Source organism: Providencia sp. PROV119 (genome assembly GCF_028482435.1).
Classification (GTDB): Bacteria; Pseudomonadota; Gammaproteobacteria; order Enterobacterales; family Enterobacteriaceae; genus Providencia; species Providencia stuartii.
In genome coordinates this window covers 25,366-44,381 of the sequence record NZ_JAMPQL010000004.1, presented here as the reverse complement: position 1 = coordinate 44,381, position 19,016 = coordinate 25,366, and the positions used below count along the sequence as shown (strand labels likewise).

The 19,016-nt window shown below is 39.1% G+C and carries 19 protein-coding genes and 2 tRNA genes; 5 read left to right on the top strand and 16 right to left on the bottom strand.

The window, feature by feature from the left end; all coding sequences use genetic code 11:
• The first annotated feature begins 193 nt into the window (after nucleotides 1-193).
• Nucleotides 194-1,246, top strand: a complete 1,053-nt coding sequence (locus PSF11_RS06535) for a hypothetical protein (RefSeq protein WP_072502538.1) — start codon at nucleotides 194-196, stop codon at nucleotides 1,244-1,246.
• A 79-nt stretch (nucleotides 1,247-1,325) separates the two neighbouring features.
• Here the strand turns inward: PSF11_RS06535 and rimI are convergent, their stop codons facing one another.
• Entirely contained in the window at nucleotides 1,326-1,778 is a 453-nt protein-coding gene (gene rimI, locus PSF11_RS06530) for a ribosomal protein S18-alanine N-acetyltransferase (RefSeq protein ID WP_004926602.1), read from the bottom strand.
• On the bottom strand, nucleotides 1,747-2,157 hold the full coding sequence (locus PSF11_RS06525; RefSeq protein ID WP_004926599.1) for a DNA polymerase III subunit psi: 411 nt from the start codon (nucleotides 2,155-2,157) through the stop codon (nucleotides 1,747-1,749). Before PSF11_RS06525 ends, rimI begins: the two co-directional genes overlap by 32 nt.
• Nucleotides 2,158-2,365: 208 nt before the next feature.
• On the opposite strand from PSF11_RS06525, the gene rsmC reads away from it, so the two are divergent.
• The 3 genes from rsmC to PSF11_RS06510 all read left to right on the top strand — a co-directional run bounded on the left by rsmC (nucleotide 2,366) and on the right by PSF11_RS06510 (nucleotide 3,775).
• Nucleotides 2,366-3,379 (top strand): 16S rRNA (guanine(1207)-N(2))-methyltransferase RsmC, encoded by a 1,014-nt coding sequence (rsmC, locus tag PSF11_RS06520; RefSeq protein ID WP_072502539.1) that lies wholly within the window; start codon nucleotides 2,366-2,368, stop codon nucleotides 3,377-3,379.
• A gap of 155 nt (nucleotides 3,380-3,534) precedes the next feature.
• Nucleotides 3,535-3,620, top strand: a tRNA-Leu gene (locus PSF11_RS06515).
• A 69-nt stretch (nucleotides 3,621-3,689) separates the two neighbouring features.
• Nucleotides 3,690-3,775, top strand: a tRNA-Leu gene (locus PSF11_RS06510).
• Between the two features lie 80 nt (nucleotides 3,776-3,855).
• Here the strand turns inward: PSF11_RS06510 and PSF11_RS06505 are convergent.
• From PSF11_RS06505 to PSF11_RS06475, 7 genes are all read right to left on the bottom strand, one after another.
• Complete coding sequence (locus PSF11_RS06505) at nucleotides 3,856-4,116, bottom strand: DUF1435 family protein (RefSeq protein ID WP_004926595.1); 261 nt, start codon at nucleotides 4,114-4,116, stop codon at nucleotides 3,856-3,858.
• 112 nt (nucleotides 4,117-4,228) lie between these two features.
• Complete coding sequence (locus tag PSF11_RS06500; protein ID WP_036941931.1) at nucleotides 4,229-4,762, bottom strand: GNAT family N-acetyltransferase; 534 nt, start codon at nucleotides 4,760-4,762, stop codon at nucleotides 4,229-4,231.
• Complete coding sequence (locus PSF11_RS06495) at nucleotides 4,746-6,398, bottom strand: Na/Pi cotransporter family protein (RefSeq protein ID WP_004926590.1); 1,653 nt, start codon at nucleotides 6,396-6,398, stop codon at nucleotides 4,746-4,748. The genes PSF11_RS06500 and PSF11_RS06495 overlap by 17 nt, the downstream gene beginning before the upstream one ends.
• 419 nt (nucleotides 6,399-6,817) lie before the next feature.
• On the bottom strand, nucleotides 6,818-8,257 hold the full coding sequence (phoA, locus tag PSF11_RS06490) for an alkaline phosphatase (RefSeq protein WP_014656836.1): 1,440 nt from the start codon (nucleotides 8,255-8,257) through the stop codon (nucleotides 6,818-6,820).
• 201 nt (nucleotides 8,258-8,458) lie between these two features.
• Complete coding sequence (locus PSF11_RS06485) at nucleotides 8,459-10,045, bottom strand: alpha/beta hydrolase-fold protein (protein ID WP_223854867.1); 1,587 nt, start codon at nucleotides 10,043-10,045, stop codon at nucleotides 8,459-8,461.
• A gap of 56 nt (nucleotides 10,046-10,101) precedes the next feature.
• Nucleotides 10,102-10,707 carry a DUF3156 family protein gene (locus tag PSF11_RS06480; RefSeq protein WP_225829618.1) on the bottom strand — a complete coding sequence of 202 codons (606 nt, stop codon included), beginning with the start codon at nucleotides 10,705-10,707 and terminating at the stop codon, nucleotides 10,102-10,104.
• Nucleotides 10,682-12,175, bottom strand: coding sequence for an APC family permease (locus PSF11_RS06475; RefSeq protein WP_004926576.1), 1,494 nt, complete (start codon nucleotides 12,173-12,175; stop codon nucleotides 10,682-10,684). The genes PSF11_RS06480 and PSF11_RS06475 overlap by 26 nt, the downstream gene beginning before the upstream one ends.
• 398 nt (nucleotides 12,176-12,573) lie before the next feature.
• On the opposite strand from PSF11_RS06475, the gene PSF11_RS06470 reads away from it, so the two are divergent.
• Nucleotides 12,574-13,245, top strand: a complete 672-nt coding sequence (locus PSF11_RS06470; protein WP_014656840.1) for a LuxR C-terminal-related transcriptional regulator — start codon at nucleotides 12,574-12,576, stop codon at nucleotides 13,243-13,245.
• Between the two features lie 239 nt (nucleotides 13,246-13,484).
• On the opposite strand, the gene PSF11_RS06465 is transcribed toward PSF11_RS06470, so the two are convergent.
• The 7 genes from PSF11_RS06465 to PSF11_RS06435 form a co-directional block, all read right to left on the bottom strand.
• Nucleotides 13,485-14,255, bottom strand: a complete 771-nt coding sequence (locus PSF11_RS06465) for an N-acetylmuramoyl-L-alanine amidase (RefSeq protein WP_053110831.1) — start codon at nucleotides 14,253-14,255, stop codon at nucleotides 13,485-13,487.
• A 140-nt stretch (nucleotides 14,256-14,395) separates the two neighbouring features.
• The gene (locus PSF11_RS06460) at nucleotides 14,396-15,193 is read right to left on the bottom strand and encodes a methylenetetrahydrofolate reductase (RefSeq protein WP_036941938.1); all 798 of its coding nucleotides are present in this window, start codon (nucleotides 15,191-15,193) and stop codon (nucleotides 14,396-14,398) included.
• A gap of 600 nt (nucleotides 15,194-15,793) precedes the next feature.
• Entirely contained in the window at nucleotides 15,794-16,819 is a 1,026-nt protein-coding gene (locus PSF11_RS06455; RefSeq protein WP_004926562.1) for a PapG chaperone-binding domain-containing protein, read from the bottom strand.
• 15 nt (nucleotides 16,820-16,834) lie between these two features.
• Nucleotides 16,835-17,368: a fimbrial protein gene (locus PSF11_RS06450; protein WP_004926558.1), complete on the bottom strand. Its 534-nt coding sequence runs from the start codon at nucleotides 17,366-17,368 to the stop codon at nucleotides 16,835-16,837.
• A gap of 14 nt (nucleotides 17,369-17,382) precedes the next feature.
• Nucleotides 17,383-17,883: a fimbrial protein gene (locus PSF11_RS06445; RefSeq protein ID WP_004926555.1), complete on the bottom strand. Its 501-nt coding sequence runs from the start codon at nucleotides 17,881-17,883 to the stop codon at nucleotides 17,383-17,385.
• Nucleotides 17,876-18,274, bottom strand: a complete 399-nt coding sequence (locus tag PSF11_RS06440; protein ID WP_014656844.1) for a hypothetical protein — start codon at nucleotides 18,272-18,274, stop codon at nucleotides 17,876-17,878. Before PSF11_RS06440 ends, PSF11_RS06445 begins: the two co-directional genes overlap by 8 nt.
• Before the next feature lie 28 nt (nucleotides 18,275-18,302).
• The gene (locus PSF11_RS06435) at nucleotides 18,303-19,010 is read right to left on the bottom strand and encodes a fimbrial biogenesis chaperone (RefSeq protein WP_060560946.1); all 708 of its coding nucleotides are present in this window, start codon (nucleotides 19,008-19,010) and stop codon (nucleotides 18,303-18,305) included.
• Nucleotides 19,011-19,016 lie beyond the last annotated feature (6 nt).

The following is a 19,016-nucleotide window of genomic DNA, read 5'->3' as shown; positions in this document are numbered from 1 at the left end:
GAATAAAACCACAGTTTGGATACTGTGGTTTTTCATGCCGTCAAATAAAAAGCATCCGATTATAAGATCAAACACTAATAGATTAAGAAATCGAAAAAAAATAATATTTTTTTATTATTCCTTAATTAATGAATTAGTTTTTATTCATTAAAAATCGTTATCTAATAAATTGAATTATAGGAATAATAAAATTATGCCAGACAATAAAACCATTAATCACATTTTCCTCAGCAGTGAGATCGCCACGCTTTTACAGGAAAAGTCCTATCAATTCGCTTTAAATGGTGGGCCTCAAATATCAGGAAGTCAAAAATTAGCAGAGCAGGTTGCAACTCAGTTATACAACTTATTCAATGATGAAGATAAGAAACTACTGGATGACTATAGGAATGAAAAAATTCCTTATTTAGTTTTTGAAGGGTTTGTGGATACGGACGTTAATGGTGAACCGATTAACCTTCCGAATAAAAGCGCCTTACCGACCCTCCAAGAATTAGAAAGTGATATCGAAATTTTAAAATTGGCCTCACAAGAGCAAATTATTTTAGCATTATTAAATGAAACCACATTTGCTTATGATACTGAAAACCTAGGAAATATTATTAGAATTGTAGCTAACTTTAATGGCGGTGGTGCTGAAAAACGCCAAAATGAAGCCCCAGATGCCAGTTCCCATTCGGGCAAAGCGGTCGTACCACACACTGAAGACCCTTATTACTCCGCAATTAACATTATCGATGGGCACTCCCCTTCACCGTCATCGCTGATACTCACTGCAAGGTGGAACCCTTTATCAGAAACAACAAAAGTAGCCCCCATTAAGCGCATCATTGACCAATTATCACCTGAAGAAATCGTTGCTTTAACCACAGCCAGCTTTGATTTCCGTAAAGCGAAAACAGCCAGTGAAGGAAAAAGTATCGGTGGAAAATGTATTTCTATCCTTGAACTTGATAAGCATGGAAAATTGAATATGAATTATAATTCAGAGCGTTTTTCACTCAATCCCGCGGCTTCAGAATTCGTCCAAAAAACGTATAATAAATTTAATTCTATTGCCGAAAATATGGAATTTGATGCCGTCGATTTGCAGCCATATAGGATGATAGTGATTAATAATAAATTAAGCTTACATAGTCGGGATATTGTAAAAGATAACCGCCGTACACTGGTTCGGCTTTTTGGTTACCGAAAAGATGCTGAATATAATATGGTTAGCCAAGACCCACTCATTGTAAAAGGCTAATATGGCTTAAGTATTCGTATTAAATAATCGGCAGGCAAATTTACCACGACCCATATTCGGCCGTGGTTTAATAATCACATTATGCGTCATTAAACAGGGTTAATGCCAGAATAAGCGCATCTTCTCGCCCCTGCTTTGCAGGGTAATAATCTTTACGTACCGTCACTTGATGAAACCCTAATTTATCATACAGGTGCAGCGCCGGTGCATTCGATTCACGAACTTCAAGCCATAATGTCAAAATCCCTTTATCAACCAGATCCTTAATCAGTTGCTCCATTAACATACGCCCATACCCTTTTCCTTGATAATCGGGGTGCACGGCAATATTAAAGAGTGTTGCCTCATCAAGAACACACTGTGTTATAGCAAAACCAACGATCTGATTATTAAGAGTAATTTTGATGTTATGATACTTTTCCCCTTGGTTTCCATAAAAAACACGCTCAGTCCAAGGAAAATCATGACTTAACTTTTCGATTAAGAAAGCTGTCGCAAGATCAGACTGCTTTAGTGCTGAAATTTTCGTCATATTGATAAATCTGCTCCCAAAGTGCCCGTTTAGCGCTATTGCTGGCTGCCAGCTCATCTAATACAGGAGAAATAAAGGTTGTATTTAACCCTTCTGGATGAGATTGGCCGCCTAAGACCCAACAATTTATTGTTATTGGTGTTGGAAGCATTGCCAATTGCTCTGAATTAATACAAACCACATCCGTTGGATAAATTTTCATCGCCAGAAAAATATCTTTTAACAGACGGTTGTTTAAATCAAGGTTCTCATCAGTAATAATAATAAGCTTAGTCGAATCTGGAATTCTTACACCACGTTCACCACGTAATACAGCAGGGTTTCTCACTACCCATTGAGTGATACCCATTTGATTTAAAAGTCTGTCACGTCGTGCCATTCATTTCATTCCAGTCGCTATGTTAACAACGACATCTTATCAAAGCGGATCAATAGCGCCAACAGAGCAATGCTATTTCCCCATTTTCTGATAAAGTGTGCACAAAATAATTAGGCTTACATACATACCATAAACAATTTGCATTGTAGCTAGACGCTAAAACGCGATGGCTCGAAAGATTGAGGGTATTTTAGGAGATCAACAAAGTATGTCACTACTGACACCGGCTAGCGAAGTTATCCAACGCCACCTTGAGCATTTTACCGATCGCCATGTCATTTTAGCGGGTGACATCCAAGATGAATTAGCAGCAACCTTAGAAGCTGCGAGCGTACGTGTTCTCACTAATCAATACCATCGTTGGCAAAATTTGCACTCCTTAATGGGCGACAGTGTGAAATTTGCTGCGGTAGCGGATGCTGATTTTGTACGTCCTTGCAATACCTTGATCTATTTCTGGCCTAAAAATAAACAAGAAGCCTGCTTTCAACTGGATGATTTATGCACTCACCTGACCACAGGTAGCCAAATTTTTATTGTTGGCGAAAACCGTAGCGGTGTAAAAAGTGCCGAATCTATCATGGAAGGCATCGCGACATTGCAAAAAATTGACTCTGCAAGACGCTGTGGGCTGTATTATGGTGAGTTAGAACAACCTACGGATTTTGATATAACTCGTTGGTGGCGCCGCTATGAAGTAGAGAACGTACAGATCCAAGCCTTACCTGGCGTGTTTAGTCACAATGAATTAGATATTGGTAGTGAACTCCTACTTTCTACACTGAATGAGCCTATTACAGGTAATCTACTTGATATTGCTTGCGGTAATGGCGTTTTAGCTGCCGTCGTCGGAAGCCACAACCCTAATGTAACATTGACACTGAGTGATGTGAGCGCGGCTGCTATTGCCTCCTCTATCGCCACATTACAAGCCAATCAGTTAACTGGCAAAGTACTTGCAAGCGATGCCTACTCAGATATCAATGACACCTTTGATTGGATTATCTCTAACCCCCCTTTCCATGATGGGTTAAATACCAGCTACAGTGCGGCTGAAAATATGATTTTCCAAGCCCCGAAATACCTGAAAAAAGGTGGGCGACTCCGTATTGTGGCCAATGCTTTTTTACCTTATCCAGACATGCTTGATAAGGCATTTGGCAGCCATGAAGTATTAGCAAAAACAGGTAAATTTAAGGTTTATCAAGCAATTAAACGCTAATCCATAAACCTCCATGATTTCTATCGCGGCTAACCTAGAAATGGTTGGCCGTTTTTACATCAAATAATAAAAGCATAATAAAAAAATTATTGACGCGCGGCTAAATTAGCCTAAAATCCGCTGCGTACTATCGACACAAAATAGAGTCTGATATTGCGAGGGTGGCGGAATTGGTAGACGCGCTAGCTTCAGGTGTTAGTGTCCTTCGGACGTGGGGGTTCAAGTCCCCCCTTTCGCACCATACAGACTACAATTTTTAATCACCAAGTTAAAAATTAAATCGATAGCTTTCAATGAATTGACAGTACCTGCGAGGGTGGCGGAATTGGTAGACGCGCTAGCTTCAGGTGTTAGTGCCCTTCGGGCGTGGGGGTTCAAGTCCCCCCTTTCGCACCACTGTTAACTTCCTATCTCGATCAACGAACCCTTTCCCTATAACCCGAAGATTCGCTGTAGGCGTGTAAACTACGGTTATCTTATACGCTATGTTGTGAGACTAAAGCCATTAGACTGCATAACAGTGCTATCACGGCGGGGATAATCAATAAGCGCCGAGAGCCGCGGTTGAATAACATTGCGGCGGTGGTTAGCATAGTCACTATCGTGACAGCTTTAAGGCTATTTAGCCCCATATTGCTGAGTAGATAAATCACGCTCAACAAAATAACCGCGAAAACACCCCATAACCCTGCTGTAGAGCGACGTAGATAAGTGCTTTTTGTTACGCTAGTTGGCATAGCGACCTCAACAATCTAAATGATAATGATTATCAATCATATCTTGTTTTTGGCAAAATACAATATTTTTTATTGAGGAAACCATGCCTATTTAAGAAAAAATAAAAGCTATTTATTCATTAAATAAATAAACAAAATGAATATCTTCAGGCTCTAAGGCAAATAGCTCTGGGTCTGGCTTATCTAGCAGTTCACACCCCATATACTGATAAAAATGGACTGTATTTTCAGAAGGCGTTGCTGATACATATAAGCCAGCTGCCCCTTTCTCTTTGGCTAATTCACAGCACTGATTAAATAACATGCCCCCTAAGCCCTCACCCCGATAGCGGTGGCTAACATGTAAGAATGACAATTGAAGTAAATTACGCTCTTCACCACGCCATACATTATCTAAACTTGCAGCGGCGATTAGTGTGTCATGATCAAACACGCCAATAAATACCGCTCCGTTATCATAGCTTTCGAGTAAATGTGGCGTATATGCCTCAGGTTCACCTTCCGGCCAACCTTTCATATCAAAGCGTTGCGCGGATAACACTAATTTCCCATTTTGGTGAAGATATAAATTTTCGATTAATTCTGTTCTATCAATTGACCAAACCGAAGGAACTTCATCCCTTGTTAATTCACGTATTTTTCTCATTTTCTAAACTCAATTGCTCTTTACGGCTTTCTGCTACGCCTTCTAGCGCATGATAAGCAACGGCACAAAATAATGAATTCAACCGTTTCATATCGCCTAGCAGGCTAACATGTAAGTTACTAGTATCTAGACTTTGCATATTTTGTTTGTGTAACCTTTCAACGTGAGCATAAGCAAAGCGTTGGTTAATAAGACGAAAACGGTGTTTTGCACGCCGTAGACGTTTCGCATTATCAATATCGGCCGAAACAAAAACAGACATCCCTAGATTCAAATTCGTCTGTAATCGCTCAAGTAAAGAATGTAGCTCTTTATAACCTTCATTAGAGAAGGAACGGCGATTATCAATCGATTTTTTGACTAACTCAGAAGTCATTCGGTGGATGATAGTCGATGATTGCTGCAAATTAAAAGCAGTATCAATAATTTCAGCCCAACGCCTTGAATCTTCCTCACTGAGTTCGCTTTGATGTAACTGTGCTAAATAGAGTTTAATGCTGCTATGCAGCATATCGACCTCTTCATCCAAGCGGTTAATTTCCCTTTTCTGCTCTTTATTACCGTTAAGAACATCTGTAAAACGTTGAAGCATTAATTCAAGTAGATCCCCCATACGTAATGTTTCTCGTACGGCGTTAGCGATTGCCAGTGATGGCGTCTCTAATGCACTTTTATCCAAATAACGCGGGGCAACCTCTTGCTCCATCGAAGGAACAATAGGGATTAATTTATTACATAACCTCGCCATTGGCCCAACAAAAGGCAACATGACAAGACAACGAGCTAGGTTATAAAACACGTGAAAATAGATCACGATTTCGGCTTCATTAAAGCCGTAGCCCCCAATCCATTCTGCCAGTGGTTTCACCCAAGGTAATACGACAACACAGCCGATTAGTTTAAATAGCAAACTCCCCAGAACGACTTGTCGTGAAATTTCATTTTGCCCGCGGCTACTCATCATGGCGAGTAAGCCACTACCAATGTTAGAGCCAATAACGATACTCAAGCTAATATAAAGAGGCACCAAGCCTGTTGCGCTTAATGTGGCAGTCAATAACACCGCTGCTAAGCTTGAATAACTCACCATGGCAAACAGAGCACCCACCAGCAGTGCCAAAACAACATCCCCACTTAACGAGGTAAAAATTGCTTTCACCGCATCAGCATGGGTAATCGGCTCTGCCGATGCCACAATTAACTGTAACGCTAATAAAATAAGCCCAAGCCCGATACCGACACGACCAATTTGCCCTGTGCGATTTTTCTTTTGGCTTAAAAAGGTTGAAACACCCACAAGGATCAGCAGCGGTGATAACCAAGAGAGATCAAACGTTAACACCCTCGCCATCAACGCTGTCCCGACATCGGCACCAAGCATGATAACCATGGCAGGCGTTAATGAAATCAGCCCCTGAGAAACAAAAGAGATAACCAGTAATGCCGTTGCATTACTACTTTGCACGAGCGCAGTTACCCCTACGCCGGAAAGAAATGCGCTTGTTCTCTTATTAACACTCTTTCCTAAAATACGGCGTAGATCTGCACCAAAAACCCGCATAATACCAGTACGGACAATATGTGTGCCCCAAACTAGCAATGCGACAGATGATAAAAGATGTAAAAGTGCCAGCATTGAAACCCTATGACGTTATATTTGTTATATTTAAGACAATGGTGATAAAACTGTACGAGTGATTTCAAACGGAAGGAGACCGCCTTTTTCACTCTTGCTTGATGGATGAATTAATTAGATAACTTAAAACGTTGCCGAATTAAGTGAAATCATACAATCATACATTATTTTTATTATTATTCAAAAAGTTAACAATAAACCTTAATGCGGATGGTATGAATAAGCGATTAAACTCTCCCCACTATGCCACAATACACATCAAGCAGGCTCAATCGTCTAATCATTTTTTATACCTGAATCGCTGAGTTAACGCAAAAAAGTTAATGTAAGAGAGCGTAAATAGCGGGAGGTTAAAAAGAGGGGGCAATAAAAAATCCTCCGCAATCTCCTATCGCAGAGGATTCCACTTACAGGTTGGTTTATTGTTTCAATCCCATGGCATCGCGCATGGTAAAGAACAAATCGGTTTGGTCAGTTAACCCCATGACGTTAGCGGCATGTGGGCCATACGCTGCAACGCGTAACTGTGCGCCAGTGTGCTCTTGTGAATCTTCTTCTTCAGAGTTACCGTAGTTAACCACCATGACGGAACCATCTTTTGTGATCAATGCTTGTGTTAACCCAGTAGACTTGGTTCCTTCCGGGATAATTTGGCTGGAGTGCGCGTGGTCAGCAGTGACAATCACCAATGTATCACCGTGTTTTTTCGCAAACTCTAAGCCAACTTGTACGGCTTCATCCAAAGCTACCGTCTCACCAATTTGGCCACATGGATTAGCCATATGATCTTGTTTATCAATCGAAGCACTTTCAACTTGCAAGAAGAAACCATTCGGGTTGACTTGCAACAGATCGATTGCTTTTTGTGTCATTTGAGCCAATGTCGGTGCATTTGGATCTAGCTTAGCGTTCGGTTTGCACTCAAGCGGTGGATTATTGATATTGCCATAATGCGTTGCTTTAGGACCTTCCCAAGCAACCGCCATATTGCCATCATGGAATAGGCCTAAAACAGGTTTATCTTGGTTTGCAACAGTAACCGCATCTAAGGATTTCGCATCACGCACGATATTGAAACCACGCTCCTTTGCTTGCTCCTCTAGCGTTTTACCTTTGTACTCACCGGCTTTCGCCACTTGTTTAAAGCTTTTCGCACCACCACCTAATGTAACATCAGCACGGGTAACCAGCAGTTGCTCAGTGATTGAACCACGACCGCCATTCTCTAAGGCATTGCTCGCACATTTTGCGGAGGTTTCTTCTGGCCCATAACATTTACGCGCTGTGACATGGGAAAATTGCGCGGCTGGGGTCGCATCTTGAATTTCAGAGGTCGTCACGTTACCTGTCGCTTTACCATGGCGCTTAGCGATTTCAAGTAAGGTTTCATGGTCTTTATCAAACACATCAACACCTAAAGCACCGTTATAGGTTTTCACGCCAGAAGACCAAGCTGTCGCTGAAGCGGCTGAATCTGTTACGTAATCAGGTTTTTTCGTCTTTTTATCTAATGCGTAGTGAGTATATTGACCAGTAATAGGTAATGCGTCGATACCTTTAAAGAAACCGCCTGCCCCTTCTGCATAATTACGTGCCACCGTAATTTCAGAGTCGCCCATACCATCACCAATAAACAGAATGACGTTTTTCGCCTGCCCATTATGGAGCGCCGCTTTCATAATATCGGTTTGCTCTTGTGCTAGGCGACGAGCACCGCCAAATTTAGTGATATCACCTTGTGCTGCGCGATTTTGTGAAACCGCATCTGTCGGCGTTGCCGCATATACAGGGATAGCACTACCAAAAATCATTGTACTTACAGCAACAGCTAAAATCGATTTCATGCAATGACCTGTCATAACCATTTCCTTGCCAATAATAAAAAGAAATTAAATATGTAATTGCTTCAAATAATGACAGGCATGCTAATTGAGTCAGATGACAGTTGCATGACGCTTTTATGTCGAAAAAAAGATCATTGTCATTAAGAATAAAAAAAGCAGCCTAACGACACGGTGGCTGCTTCCATTATTGTTTTTCTTTGGGTCAATTAAATGACACTATTGTTTCGGTGGTTCCGCCATTAAGTAACGAGTTCCTGTATAGAGCGTTTCACACCAAGAGACATAATCATGTCCACTTGGTAGCTCAGTCGCTTCCACCTGATAACCTTTATGCTTCAATACATCCAATAATCGATAATGATTTTGAATGATACCGCCCCAACTACCACGTTGCTCAAATAGCCCCGCTTCAAGGTAAAAACGCAATGGTTTTTTCGACATCTGCTCTATTTCGCGGATCAGCCACTCAGGCTCTTTTCCTTTAGGTGCCCACCAATAAGAGCCTGACATACTGAGTACATTGCCGAATAATTCAGGATGTGAGAGGGCGTTCCAAGTCGCGCCTAATCCTCCATAACTCGATCCGGCAATAATGGTTGACTGTGCAGGTGCTTGGATGCCTTTTGTTGCTAAGACAGGCATCAGCTCTTTTGACAGCATCTTCGGAAAATCAGGATTTGGTGGTAACTCGACGTTACGGCGCTCGGAGCTAATGCTATCAAGGAACACCACATACATTGGTGGTATTGCGCCCTCCGACATCCACTTATCAAAAAAGTCAGCCATTTTGTAAGTATGCAAGTAGGTTTGTCCATCTAATAATACCAACACCGATGGCTTACTCATTGCGACCGCAGGGCGATACAGATAAATCTGCCTATCATTATTTAACAGGTTACTGTGAAAATTAAATGATTCTAAGCGGCCTTTACGTTGGTGCCCCTCAATCTTGGCAAAGTCGCATTGACGTTTTTCTGGCGCTAATGACAATAATGAAAAGCGATTATAGCGATCCGTCGCAAATGACGGGATCCCATGCGCATTGAATGGATCGGCTTGTGCCGTCGCCAAAATCGCTTTGCGTTGCGCGAACCCACCTTCTGTCACTTTCGGCACATCAGGGGCGATTTTATATTGTGACAAAGTGTCTTTCGGAACGATAAAAGTGCGATACCAGATATCCGTATTCGGGATATGGGCCATGGTTTCATGATTCCCTGAAGGCGCACCTAAAATATAAGCATTAGCGGTTGCACCACGCCATAAAAAAGTGACCTTCTTTTGTCCTTTTTTATACTCTTCAACTAAGGGGGTTCCCTGTGCTTTTACCTCTCGCCAAAAAGCGTCTGTCGTTTTCTCTTGTTTATGTGCATCAAGTAAAGCTTGTAATTTAGGGCTATCAATTTTATGTTCCGCTTCAATCGCTAATGGTTGATAGTCAGTTAAATTAAATTTGAGATGCCAAGGCTGCTCCGGTGCACCTTGTAAATTGAGGTAATATTGCCCCTGCTTGGGCACAATATAAGAGACAGAATGCGGCTCTGTTTGTGGTAAATGTTGTACTAACACGCGAATGGGTTGCTTATCATTCCCTGAAAGCACAGCTTCTGAAATACCATCCCCCTCTTGGCGAATGTACTGTTTATTTGAGATTTCAACCAGCAAACAGCTATGACCTTCGCTATTATGAATCCCCTCAATAGAAGGAGATAATTCATCCAAGCGAATACAATCTGGAACGGCTGCCATAGCGGCCGATGAAAGTAAGATACAGCCTAATAACGGTAACGATTTCACGTCCATTTCCATTGAGAAAGAGTTTCAATAGCAAACATTACTATCAAATTAACATTTCAAACTCAATGATTATCATAATGTTTTTCCATAAATTGCTGGAATAATTGTAATGCACTTAATAGGCGGTGCCTTTGTTCTGGTGTTAAACGTAAATAACGGCGGATTGCTGGCATTCGACACACCATCTCTGAAGCGGTAAAAGGCTCTATTTCACAATGCCAAACCCCATCTTTGATCACTAAGTGAAAATAATTAAAGTCTAACTCTTCAAGTGTTTGAGCAATAATGGGGTACTCTTTCAATAAATTAACGACGGCTTGCCCTTCTTCATCCTTCGAGATGAAATGAACATGTTTTTGCTTTAAGCTCCCGCGGGTTTTCACCGTAATTTTTGCATTGATAGCTGAACCACAGCGCCCTGTCACAGAAAAACGGCTAAATACAATAAACGCCATAAATAAGGTTTTAACACGTTCAGTCACTCGAATAGTCAATGACGCCTGCGGGTGTATTAGGAGCTCCCCTGGAGCTCCCCATTCACATTGATACGGTAAAATATCACGCTCTACCCTATTCAAGGTTAACCCTTGTTGATAACCTGCTGGCAACCGTTTTTTATTTAAACGCTGCCAAATGTTGCCCTTAGGCAAGGTTGCGTAGTGGCTCAATTTTCACCCCCTTCAACTCTTCCTCAGTAAAGGTGCTTGATAGCACTTGCTCAACTGGAACAGGTTTAAATGGATTTACTTTCTGCACAAAGACAGTCCAAATTAAAGCGTAACTTGCTGTCAGACTTAACATAATAATAAAAGGAATGTAGACATCAGACTTATTCATTCCCGGCGGCGTAATATAAATAATCGCCAAGATAATGCCGACACTAGAAATAATTTGTGGAAGCGGGAAAAACGGTGAACGATAAGCGCGATGTAAATCAGGACGACGAATACGTAATAGAATAACCGAGATAGTCACCAACAAATACGCCGTTCCCCAAGAACATACTGCCGCTAAAACTAATGGAATGATCCGGTCTAAATCACCTTGGATCGCGAAAGTATGTAGGCAAGGGATCATTACCGCCACAAAAATACCAAATACTGGTGTTTTAAAACGTGGATGCAGGTAAGCAAAGATGCGAGGTAATGCGCCATCAAGAGCCATACCATAAAGGATCCGTGGCACCGCCGCCATCAATGTGTTAATCGTTGCACCACCCGCTAATAACAGCGCAATACCAATCCAATATTTACCAATATCCCCAAACACTTGCCCCGCGAAAGCAGGGATCGCCATTGGTGTTTCTAACAAGCTAACATTGTTCGCGGGATCAACAATGATGTTTTCAACTTGGTGTGTCATTGAAGCACCAAATAAGAACATACAAAAAGCAACACCACACAGCCCCGTTGCCATGGCGCGAGGAATAACTTTTGCTGAATTTTTAATTTCAGGGGCCATCGGTGTGACCAATTCACAACCGACAAACATAAACATCGCCATCCCCACAAAGCTTAACACGAGTGTTGGGTCTGAAATATTTAATCCAAGACCAAACCAGCCTTCAGCTGATGCATGGAATGGCATTAATAATCCGGCAATACCAAATATGACTAAAGTACTCCACATCGCAAACGTGAGCACCACTTCCACTTTACTGAAAGCTTCGATACCAAAGGCATTGAGTAGGCCGAATGTGATCACTAAGCCAACCCCAACCATCCAAGAAGTATTACTGGTTTCCATCACGGTATTGAGACTTTCAAAGTTTACCAATGCCATGATACCCGACAGAATTGTCTCCGCCGTTCCTGCAAACACATGCACAATCAAATAGGCTGATAATGCCCCCGTAATTGCCCAAAAACGCCCCATACCACATGAAATATAATCATAGACAGAACCTGATGTTGGCAAAATCGCCGCTGCTTCAGAGAATGTCGTCAACTGAGCTTGCATCATGATAAAACTCAGCAGTACGGCTAACGCAAAAGTATCACCGCCGATCCCGAAACCGCTTGTCACCGTCAAGATGACAGGGCTTGCCATAATTACACCCACAGAGCTAGCTAGGGTCGTTGGAAACCCTACTTTCCCCTTTTCAATATGTGAGGTTAATTTTGAGGATATATTCATTTTGCTTCCCTCTCTTTCTCAGAACACAGTCATGATTGTGAATTTTTTGTAAAAATAGAGTGACTGCATTGCCACTATAGAAATAAGCATAATCTTGCCGCTATCGTCCTAAAGGACGATACCCATAGGGGGAGGGAATAAAGGGGATAGCCGCGAAAAGTACCGGATAAATTGCAAAAAAAACAAATAATACATTAAAAATCAACAAATAACAGACACCTAGATTATTAATATGTTAATAAAGTAGTAACGAAAGATACAGATTGGCGAATTGAGTGAGTTGGCTTATCACCGATGAAGTTTAAATATTGTAATCAAGCTCACGTTATTAACATGTTTATTTTATGTTAACAGAAATTAGTTGCATGATAATGATTGGACCCACTACGGAAGGTAATATGATGAAGACACCCCCTTTGTGCTACCACCAGCGAACATTAATCAACTGTTGCTTGAACACAATTGCTCATATTATTCCTGTTTCGGCATCCGTTTATTACTTGGTGGATGATTTTTGGCAGCCTGATAACCATGTGCTCTATGGTATTAGCTCACGTATGCATCAAGATTATTTAAAGCATTTTTATCAGTTAGATCCGTTACACCCCGATAAATTCCGAGGTGATGATTTACGATTAGTCAGAATGGCACCTGACATGAAACAACAAAGCCAAGAGTTTTATAACGACTTTATGAGGCCAAATAATATTACAGATATGGCAGAGATTTTTATCCGTCGTAAAAACAAGATCATCGCAGGGATCTCCGTATTGCGGGATGCTCCCTTTCAACAACAAGAAGTTATGCGGCTTAACGCGATTTTACCTATTGCTGAATTAATGACTTTTGACATTTTGCCTGATTCTCTGGTTTCTTATACCCCGAAGGAGCAAGAGATCATTCACTTAGTCCGAGAAGGCGCAAGCAATAAACGTATCGCTTTGCAACTTGGGGTCTCACTGTCTACGGTGAAAACCCATTTACGCAATATTTTTACTAAGGCGAATGTCAGTAACCGCACAGAACTGGTTTCATCCGGTTTTATTATTCGCCAAGAAAAGATGCTGTGAGTGCTTAGACACAGCCCTTAATAAATTCATGGAAAAACCAATATATTTGATTCATTAACCATATAATTATTTGTTTATTTAATAATACAACTGGGAGTAAATGCATTGGCAACGCCCCTATTACATTGCTCTCCAAATAGGATTGAACACCAATGCATTTCATTCTTAAATAAATACGTTCACTATCACACTCAATGAAGTATTAGGCAAAGTCCTGTTATTCAACTAACGCAATTACATTAAGGGAAGTACTTTTCAACTAAGGCATAAATGATCGCAACCGTCTCAACATCCGCAATACCATCATAGTTTTCTGGTCTAAAGTGAAGCTGAAAAGCTCGAATTAACATTTTATAGCCATTATCTGTATTCGCTTTTGAAACGTCATACCCATAGCGTTTTAACTTCTCTAAAATTTCTGCTTTTTCTGGTAATCCCCCGTTATATTCCTGCATATAACAAGATTTAGTCGCCTCATCATACCAAGCCCCAATTCCTGCATCATAAAGTTGTTTCCAAGGAAACGCTGCACCGGGATCACTTTTACGCCCATCAGGTGCAATATCCGCATGTCCGACAATATTGGTAGGAATAATATCAGGGTAACGTTCGATAATATTTAATGCTAATTGTTTGATTGCTTCAATTTGCACTTCATTATATGGCGGAAAAAGAAAATTCCCGTTGTTATCTTGAGCTTCATTGACAATTTCAATACCTATCGAAGTATCGTTCAAGTTAGTTCTACCAGCCCATGCACTCACGCCTGCATGCCAAGCTCTTTCATTTTCATCAACTAAATTAAAGACTCTCATCTCCTTAAACCCAGCATCTGTATACATTTTATCTGTTGGGTCGGGAACTAAATAATGAGCACTTACAGCGGCATTTCCTGATAATGCATTAACTGAACCTTGAAAATTCAAAGCAGTGTAATGCATGACTAAAAACCTTACTCTACGATTAAAACCTTTTATTGAACGGTACGCATTGTAATCGACTTTTAACATTATCATGCCCTCATTGATACTGAATTAGCCTAACAAGGATAAAATTAAAACTGATTATCATCCCCTATTGTTGTCGAGATAAAACCAATATTAATTTCGCTGGAAAAAATAGTTCAATCTATCAGTGATATTCAGATGATTCATCTCAATTTATCAAATAGCTTTTTGACCATCTCTGCATTATTTAATGTAAAAAAATGCAATCGCTTGTTTTCTTTTATATACTCTCCGATGAGAAATTGAGTAAGCTGAATACCAAATGCCCTATGGTTATTAATATTACTCGGTCTTATGTGTTTCTTTATCCATAATGGATAATCGATCGCATTATTTTTAAAAAACGATTCGATAAAACTAAAGTTAAGCATAGGCATCATTGATATTGTGATAGGAATATCATTCCCCAATTGCTTTTTCATATAAGAAAATGCATTTTTATTCAAACATAATTGACTAATAAGCTCTGTAACGCCTAATTGCAATTTTTTTCTTAGCCAATCAATTTCTATTTCAGGTGTGATACTCTCTTTGTGATAATCAGGATAAATACTGGATTTTATCATCACTTCAGGGTATCTCCTCCGAATAAAATCAATAAGTTCTATGCCATAATTAAATGGGAGTTCCTCATCAAAACGGTGTCTATCCCCCCTAATGACAAACAATTCTGTTATATCATTCTTCAAATACTCTTCAATAATAAAACATAACTCACATTCATCTTTATTATTAATCGCAATATGAGGAACCACATTTACATGAGTAAGGTTCTTTAATTCACAACACGTATTATAGGTATCTCGCCATTCAGTTTTACCTATCTCAGTATTCACTGTATAGAATAAGGGCGTTAGCTCTTCAGTATTTTTTAGCAAATGTTCTAATGTATTATCTATTTTAGACATAGCACTGATTTCAAAGCTCAAGGCTGTTTCCATATACATACCCTCGCTCTCTAACATTTCGCCACTAAAGCTTCACTCATTCATTAATCATAAGTAACAGCATCCCAAAAAACAAAACAATCGAATATTTAAAATAGAGGACATCTTATACCTTTAATCATTTTATTAAACGTTTATAGATGACTTGAAACACGGTTCCTCAACTCACTATTCTATAGAGAAAACACTGAATTATTTTAATTTTATATTCAATAACTTTATCCTTTTATTTAAATTATAGTTCATCATAGGAGAACAACTAAAATACTTCAACAAACAAAATACGCATAAAACGAGTGGTATTTTTCTATCAACTCAGTCATGGCGCATATTCACGAACTCATCGAACAGACAGAATCAATCAATATTTAATTGATTACGAGGTTGATATAGGAAATCAAACGATTAATTTCATTATTATTGATGCTTATTATTTTGAGAATTAAAAATGGTGATAGTGAACTCAGAAGATGAAGAGAATCATAAAACAAAGCATATATTAACACGTATAATGACTCATTATGCGTGTTAATATCAATAAAAAATGGTAAAAATCAATCCATTGATTTTCACCATCGCCAAACGTAATTCAAATTAAATATACTCAAAAATTAATACACCACCACCACTCATATTACCTACCGATGCATTAGCCCTATTTTTTCCTAATGTCATACCAATATCTAATGTTTTATTTGTAATGCCTTGTAAAGTGGTAATTAACTGTTTTTTATTATCCACGGATAGCTCACCATACCAACCCGATGACGTGTTACCTAAATCTAAACTAGTACGAGTTGGATTAGCACTATCAATTGGTTTTGATGGTCGGTAAGTCACTTTAATATTGCCTGGATGAGTGCAACTAACCGTTATTGTTTTAGTCAAATTTTTACCTTCTGCTAATGACTGAGGTAATGTACCAAAATTAAAATCTAATTGAGTTTTATCGACTCGACACGTATTCACCACCGTGACATAAAAGTTTAACCTTGCTGAGTTTTTAGGCTGGATTAGCGCAACAGAACTTAACCATTTACTAGGTACCTCCGGATTCCTTACCCCAAACAAAGTTGTATCCACTTGAATAATATGCGGTGTACTTCTAATCGGTAAATTTGTATTACTAATTAAAGTTACTGCCGTTTGCCCACTAAAAGCCATCGGTGTATAAGGTACTGAATTGCACGTTGCACGCCCGACATTACCTGCACTTTGACCTATTTTTGCGTATTGAGCATTAGGATATCCCGAAATTGATCCCAAAGATTGAGGTAAAACAATTCTAAAATCAAATGCCTTCCGCGTTACAGGATCAACATATCTCACTGTATTTGGTACGATAACATACTGCACGTTAATTGAATTAGGAGAACCACCATAAGGAGCACAGGCACGAGTCCCCCAAGCATATTCTGTCATTCTCCCGCCAGAGCTACTTAAAATGGCATTCAACGTTAAGTTTACACCATTAAAATTAGCCCCTGTCCAAGTTGTATTTGCGGTAAACTGAGTGCCATTATATCCCATGACAGTCCAATCATCAGGGTCTCCAGCGGAGCTAATATTTGAAAAAGCAAATAATACGACCGGTAGTAAAGAAAAAAATTTTTTCATCATAAGACCTAATTCAGATTATAAATAACTCATCAAAATAGCCACCGTACTGTCAAAGCTACCTTCAGTTAATAGTGATTTATCAGGTGTAATTAAAGATGCACGAAGAATAAATGAGCCTTCTAGCTCATTACTCCCAAAAGGGATCCACTTATTTAAATCAAGATTAGTATTTTCTTTTGTCAACGAAATTCCTAATCCCTCCTTTGATGTGCGTAATACATTATTACCTACCTGTGTATAAATGCCATATTTTGTCGGATATAAATATAAGCTCATCACTTTGTTAGCGGGTACTGAACTACCAGCGCAGTTATATTTAAGTTGAATATCTTGATAAGCAGTTCCACTCTCTACGTCAGAAAAATCAATGTTATCAAAGTTCACAAACAAGGGGGATTGATTATTATTGCCTAAAACGGTACAGACCGGAGCAACAATCGTTGCACTAATATTTATTCTGACATCTGCACGACCGCTATTAAAATCAGCGGCAAGACTCCAATTGGATAGAAACAATAATAATAAGAGTAACTGTCTTGTCTTTATCATATTATTTCCTCTTATTAATTATAATTAACCATAACACTTGCTGTGCCATGAATAGTGCCAGGTTTAGCGAAATCACCTTTAGTTAAAAATGCATTTAAAACTAATTCTGCTTTACTATCATTAGTAACCTGTACTTCTAAAGGTTGATTAAATGATATAGGCTCCCCACTCATGCTTTCTAGGCCGACAATGAGACCGGTTCCACCTTGCGTTTTCAAATAATCAACGCCATTTCGCCTATATACATTAGTAGAGTCTAATGAAATTTTTATAATCTTATTCATCAGTGTCGGCGTACAATTTTGAAATTCAATTGCAAATGATTTTTTATCCGAGATATTGCCACCGATTTCAATATAGCCTAATGAATAAGGTATGAATTGAACTGTTATATCTGATTGTTTAATTTCACACTTTTTATCAACTAAATTACCATTAAAATTAATAACCAATTCACTGGCAAAAGCGGGAGATACCATCAAGCTAAGTAATATGACCAGTATTTTTTTAATCATAATCTAGCTCCATAATCACTGCTCTACCCTTAATTTTTTTAGTCTGTAGATAAACATTATTTCTACCTGAGAATAGCTTCTGAGATGCCATCACTTGCTGATTACCTTCAAACACTTTCGCTTTTGCCTGTAATGGAATTTTTATATTATTATCATTAAACAAGCATTTATCTAACTCAATAAAAAAGAAACTTCCAACATATTCATTAGCTAAAATGACACACGGAGAGTACATTAAACTTATTTTAAAATTCAGTTTTCCACTTAATTCATTCATCTTCATTGCAGATGTCACATCATTCGAAGGAAAATAATTGTTTTCCTCATACTGAGTGGCCATGCTACTAAATGAAATAAATAAAGTGTAAAACACTAAATAAAAATACTTCATTGCACTCTCACTTTGTTAGCTCTGAAATTTATTGTTTATCAGCTTTACAGACGGATGAATCACAGTTAAATGAAACTGTTGGCCTTCCGCCATAGTCGTTAATATAAGTAAGATAAGGCTTTTGAAAATGAGCAGTCTTGACTTGATAAGAACCAAAAGGTTCGATCATAAACGAATCAAAGGCGCCATTTTCTGACTTATTTCTATCACCGGCTAAGCCTATCACGGTCAAATAAAAAGGTGATGTATTTTTGACCACATAACCATTACTGACAGATTGTAATTCTAAATCTAAAGCCCAATTGGTTTTTGCCTTATCTAAAATCGCCTCTGGACGATAGAATAATTTAATTCTTGACTGTAATGCGACCTGCATAACATTCGGTTTATCACTTTTAGGCGGGATCTCTCTTAAATTAAAGTAATAAACAGACTCTCTATCTTTCGGTAACTGAGATACATCCGTCGTCGAGATTCGAATCATACTTTTTACGTTTGGTTCCAAACGTTGAACCAATGGTGTTGCAATTAACGGCCCTGTTGTTAATTTATTACCATCTTTATCATCAATCCAAGCCTGAGCTAAATAGGGCAAAGTATCACTTTGATTCTCAATATTAATAATGACTGGATTAGAGCTCCCTTCTACTATCGCTCTTGTTCTATCAAGAGAAACCGCGGCCATGCTGTTATGTGCTATAAATAATAGTGGAATTAACAATAATTTATATTTCATAAAAAC

Bases quoted from the DNA above. Each gene is read 5' to 3' on its own strand.
- PSF11_RS06455 (WP_004926562.1), bottom strand. From the start codon at position 16,819: ATGATGAAAAAATTTTTTTCTTTACTACCGGTCGTATTATTTGCTTTT.
- PSF11_RS06440 (WP_014656844.1), bottom strand. From the start codon at position 18,274: ATGAAGTATTTTTATTTAGTGTTTTACACTTTATTTATTTCATTTAGT.
- PSF11_RS06485 (WP_223854867.1), bottom strand. From the start codon at position 10,045: ATGGACGTGAAATCGTTACCGTTATTAGGCTGTATCTTACTTTCATCG.
- PSF11_RS06445 (WP_004926555.1), bottom strand. From the start codon at position 17,883: ATGATTAAAAAAATACTGGTCATATTACTTAGCTTGATGGTATCTCCC.
- rimI (WP_004926602.1), bottom strand. From the start codon at position 1,778: ATGACGAAAATTTCAGCACTAAAGCAGTCTGATCTTGCGACAGCTTTC.
- rsmC (WP_072502539.1), top strand. From the start codon at position 2,366: ATGTCACTACTGACACCGGCTAGCGAAGTTATCCAACGCCACCTTGAG.
- PSF11_RS06465 (WP_053110831.1), bottom strand. From the start codon at position 14,255: ATGTTAAAAGTCGATTACAATGCGTACCGTTCAATAAAAGGTTTTAAT.
- PSF11_RS06505 (WP_004926595.1), bottom strand. From the start codon at position 4,116: ATGCCAACTAGCGTAACAAAAAGCACTTATCTACGTCGCTCTACAGCA.
- phoA (WP_014656836.1), bottom strand. From the start codon at position 8,257: ATGACAGGTCATTGCATGAAATCGATTTTAGCTGTTGCTGTAAGTACA.
- PSF11_RS06435 (WP_060560946.1), bottom strand. From the start codon at position 19,010: ATGAAATATAAATTATTGTTAATTCCACTATTATTTATAGCACATAAC.
- PSF11_RS06500 (WP_036941931.1), bottom strand. From the start codon at position 4,762: ATGAGAAAAATACGTGAATTAACAAGGGATGAAGTTCCTTCGGTTTGG.
- PSF11_RS06460 (WP_036941938.1), bottom strand. From the start codon at position 15,193: ATGGAAACAGCCTTGAGCTTTGAAATCAGTGCTATGTCTAAAATAGAT.
- PSF11_RS06525 (WP_004926599.1), bottom strand. From the start codon at position 2,157: ATGGCACGACGTGACAGACTTTTAAATCAAATGGGTATCACTCAATGG.
- PSF11_RS06495 (WP_004926590.1), bottom strand. From the start codon at position 6,398: ATGCTGGCACTTTTACATCTTTTATCATCTGTCGCATTGCTAGTTTGG.
- PSF11_RS06450 (WP_004926558.1), bottom strand. From the start codon at position 17,368: ATGATAAAGACAAGACAGTTACTCTTATTATTATTGTTTCTATCCAAT.
- PSF11_RS06535 (WP_072502538.1), top strand. From the start codon at position 194: ATGCCAGACAATAAAACCATTAATCACATTTTCCTCAGCAGTGAGATC.
- PSF11_RS06475 (WP_004926576.1), bottom strand. From the start codon at position 12,175: ATGAATATATCCTCAAAATTAACCTCACATATTGAAAAGGGGAAAGTA.
- PSF11_RS06470 (WP_014656840.1), top strand. From the start codon at position 12,574: ATGATGAAGACACCCCCTTTGTGCTACCACCAGCGAACATTAATCAAC.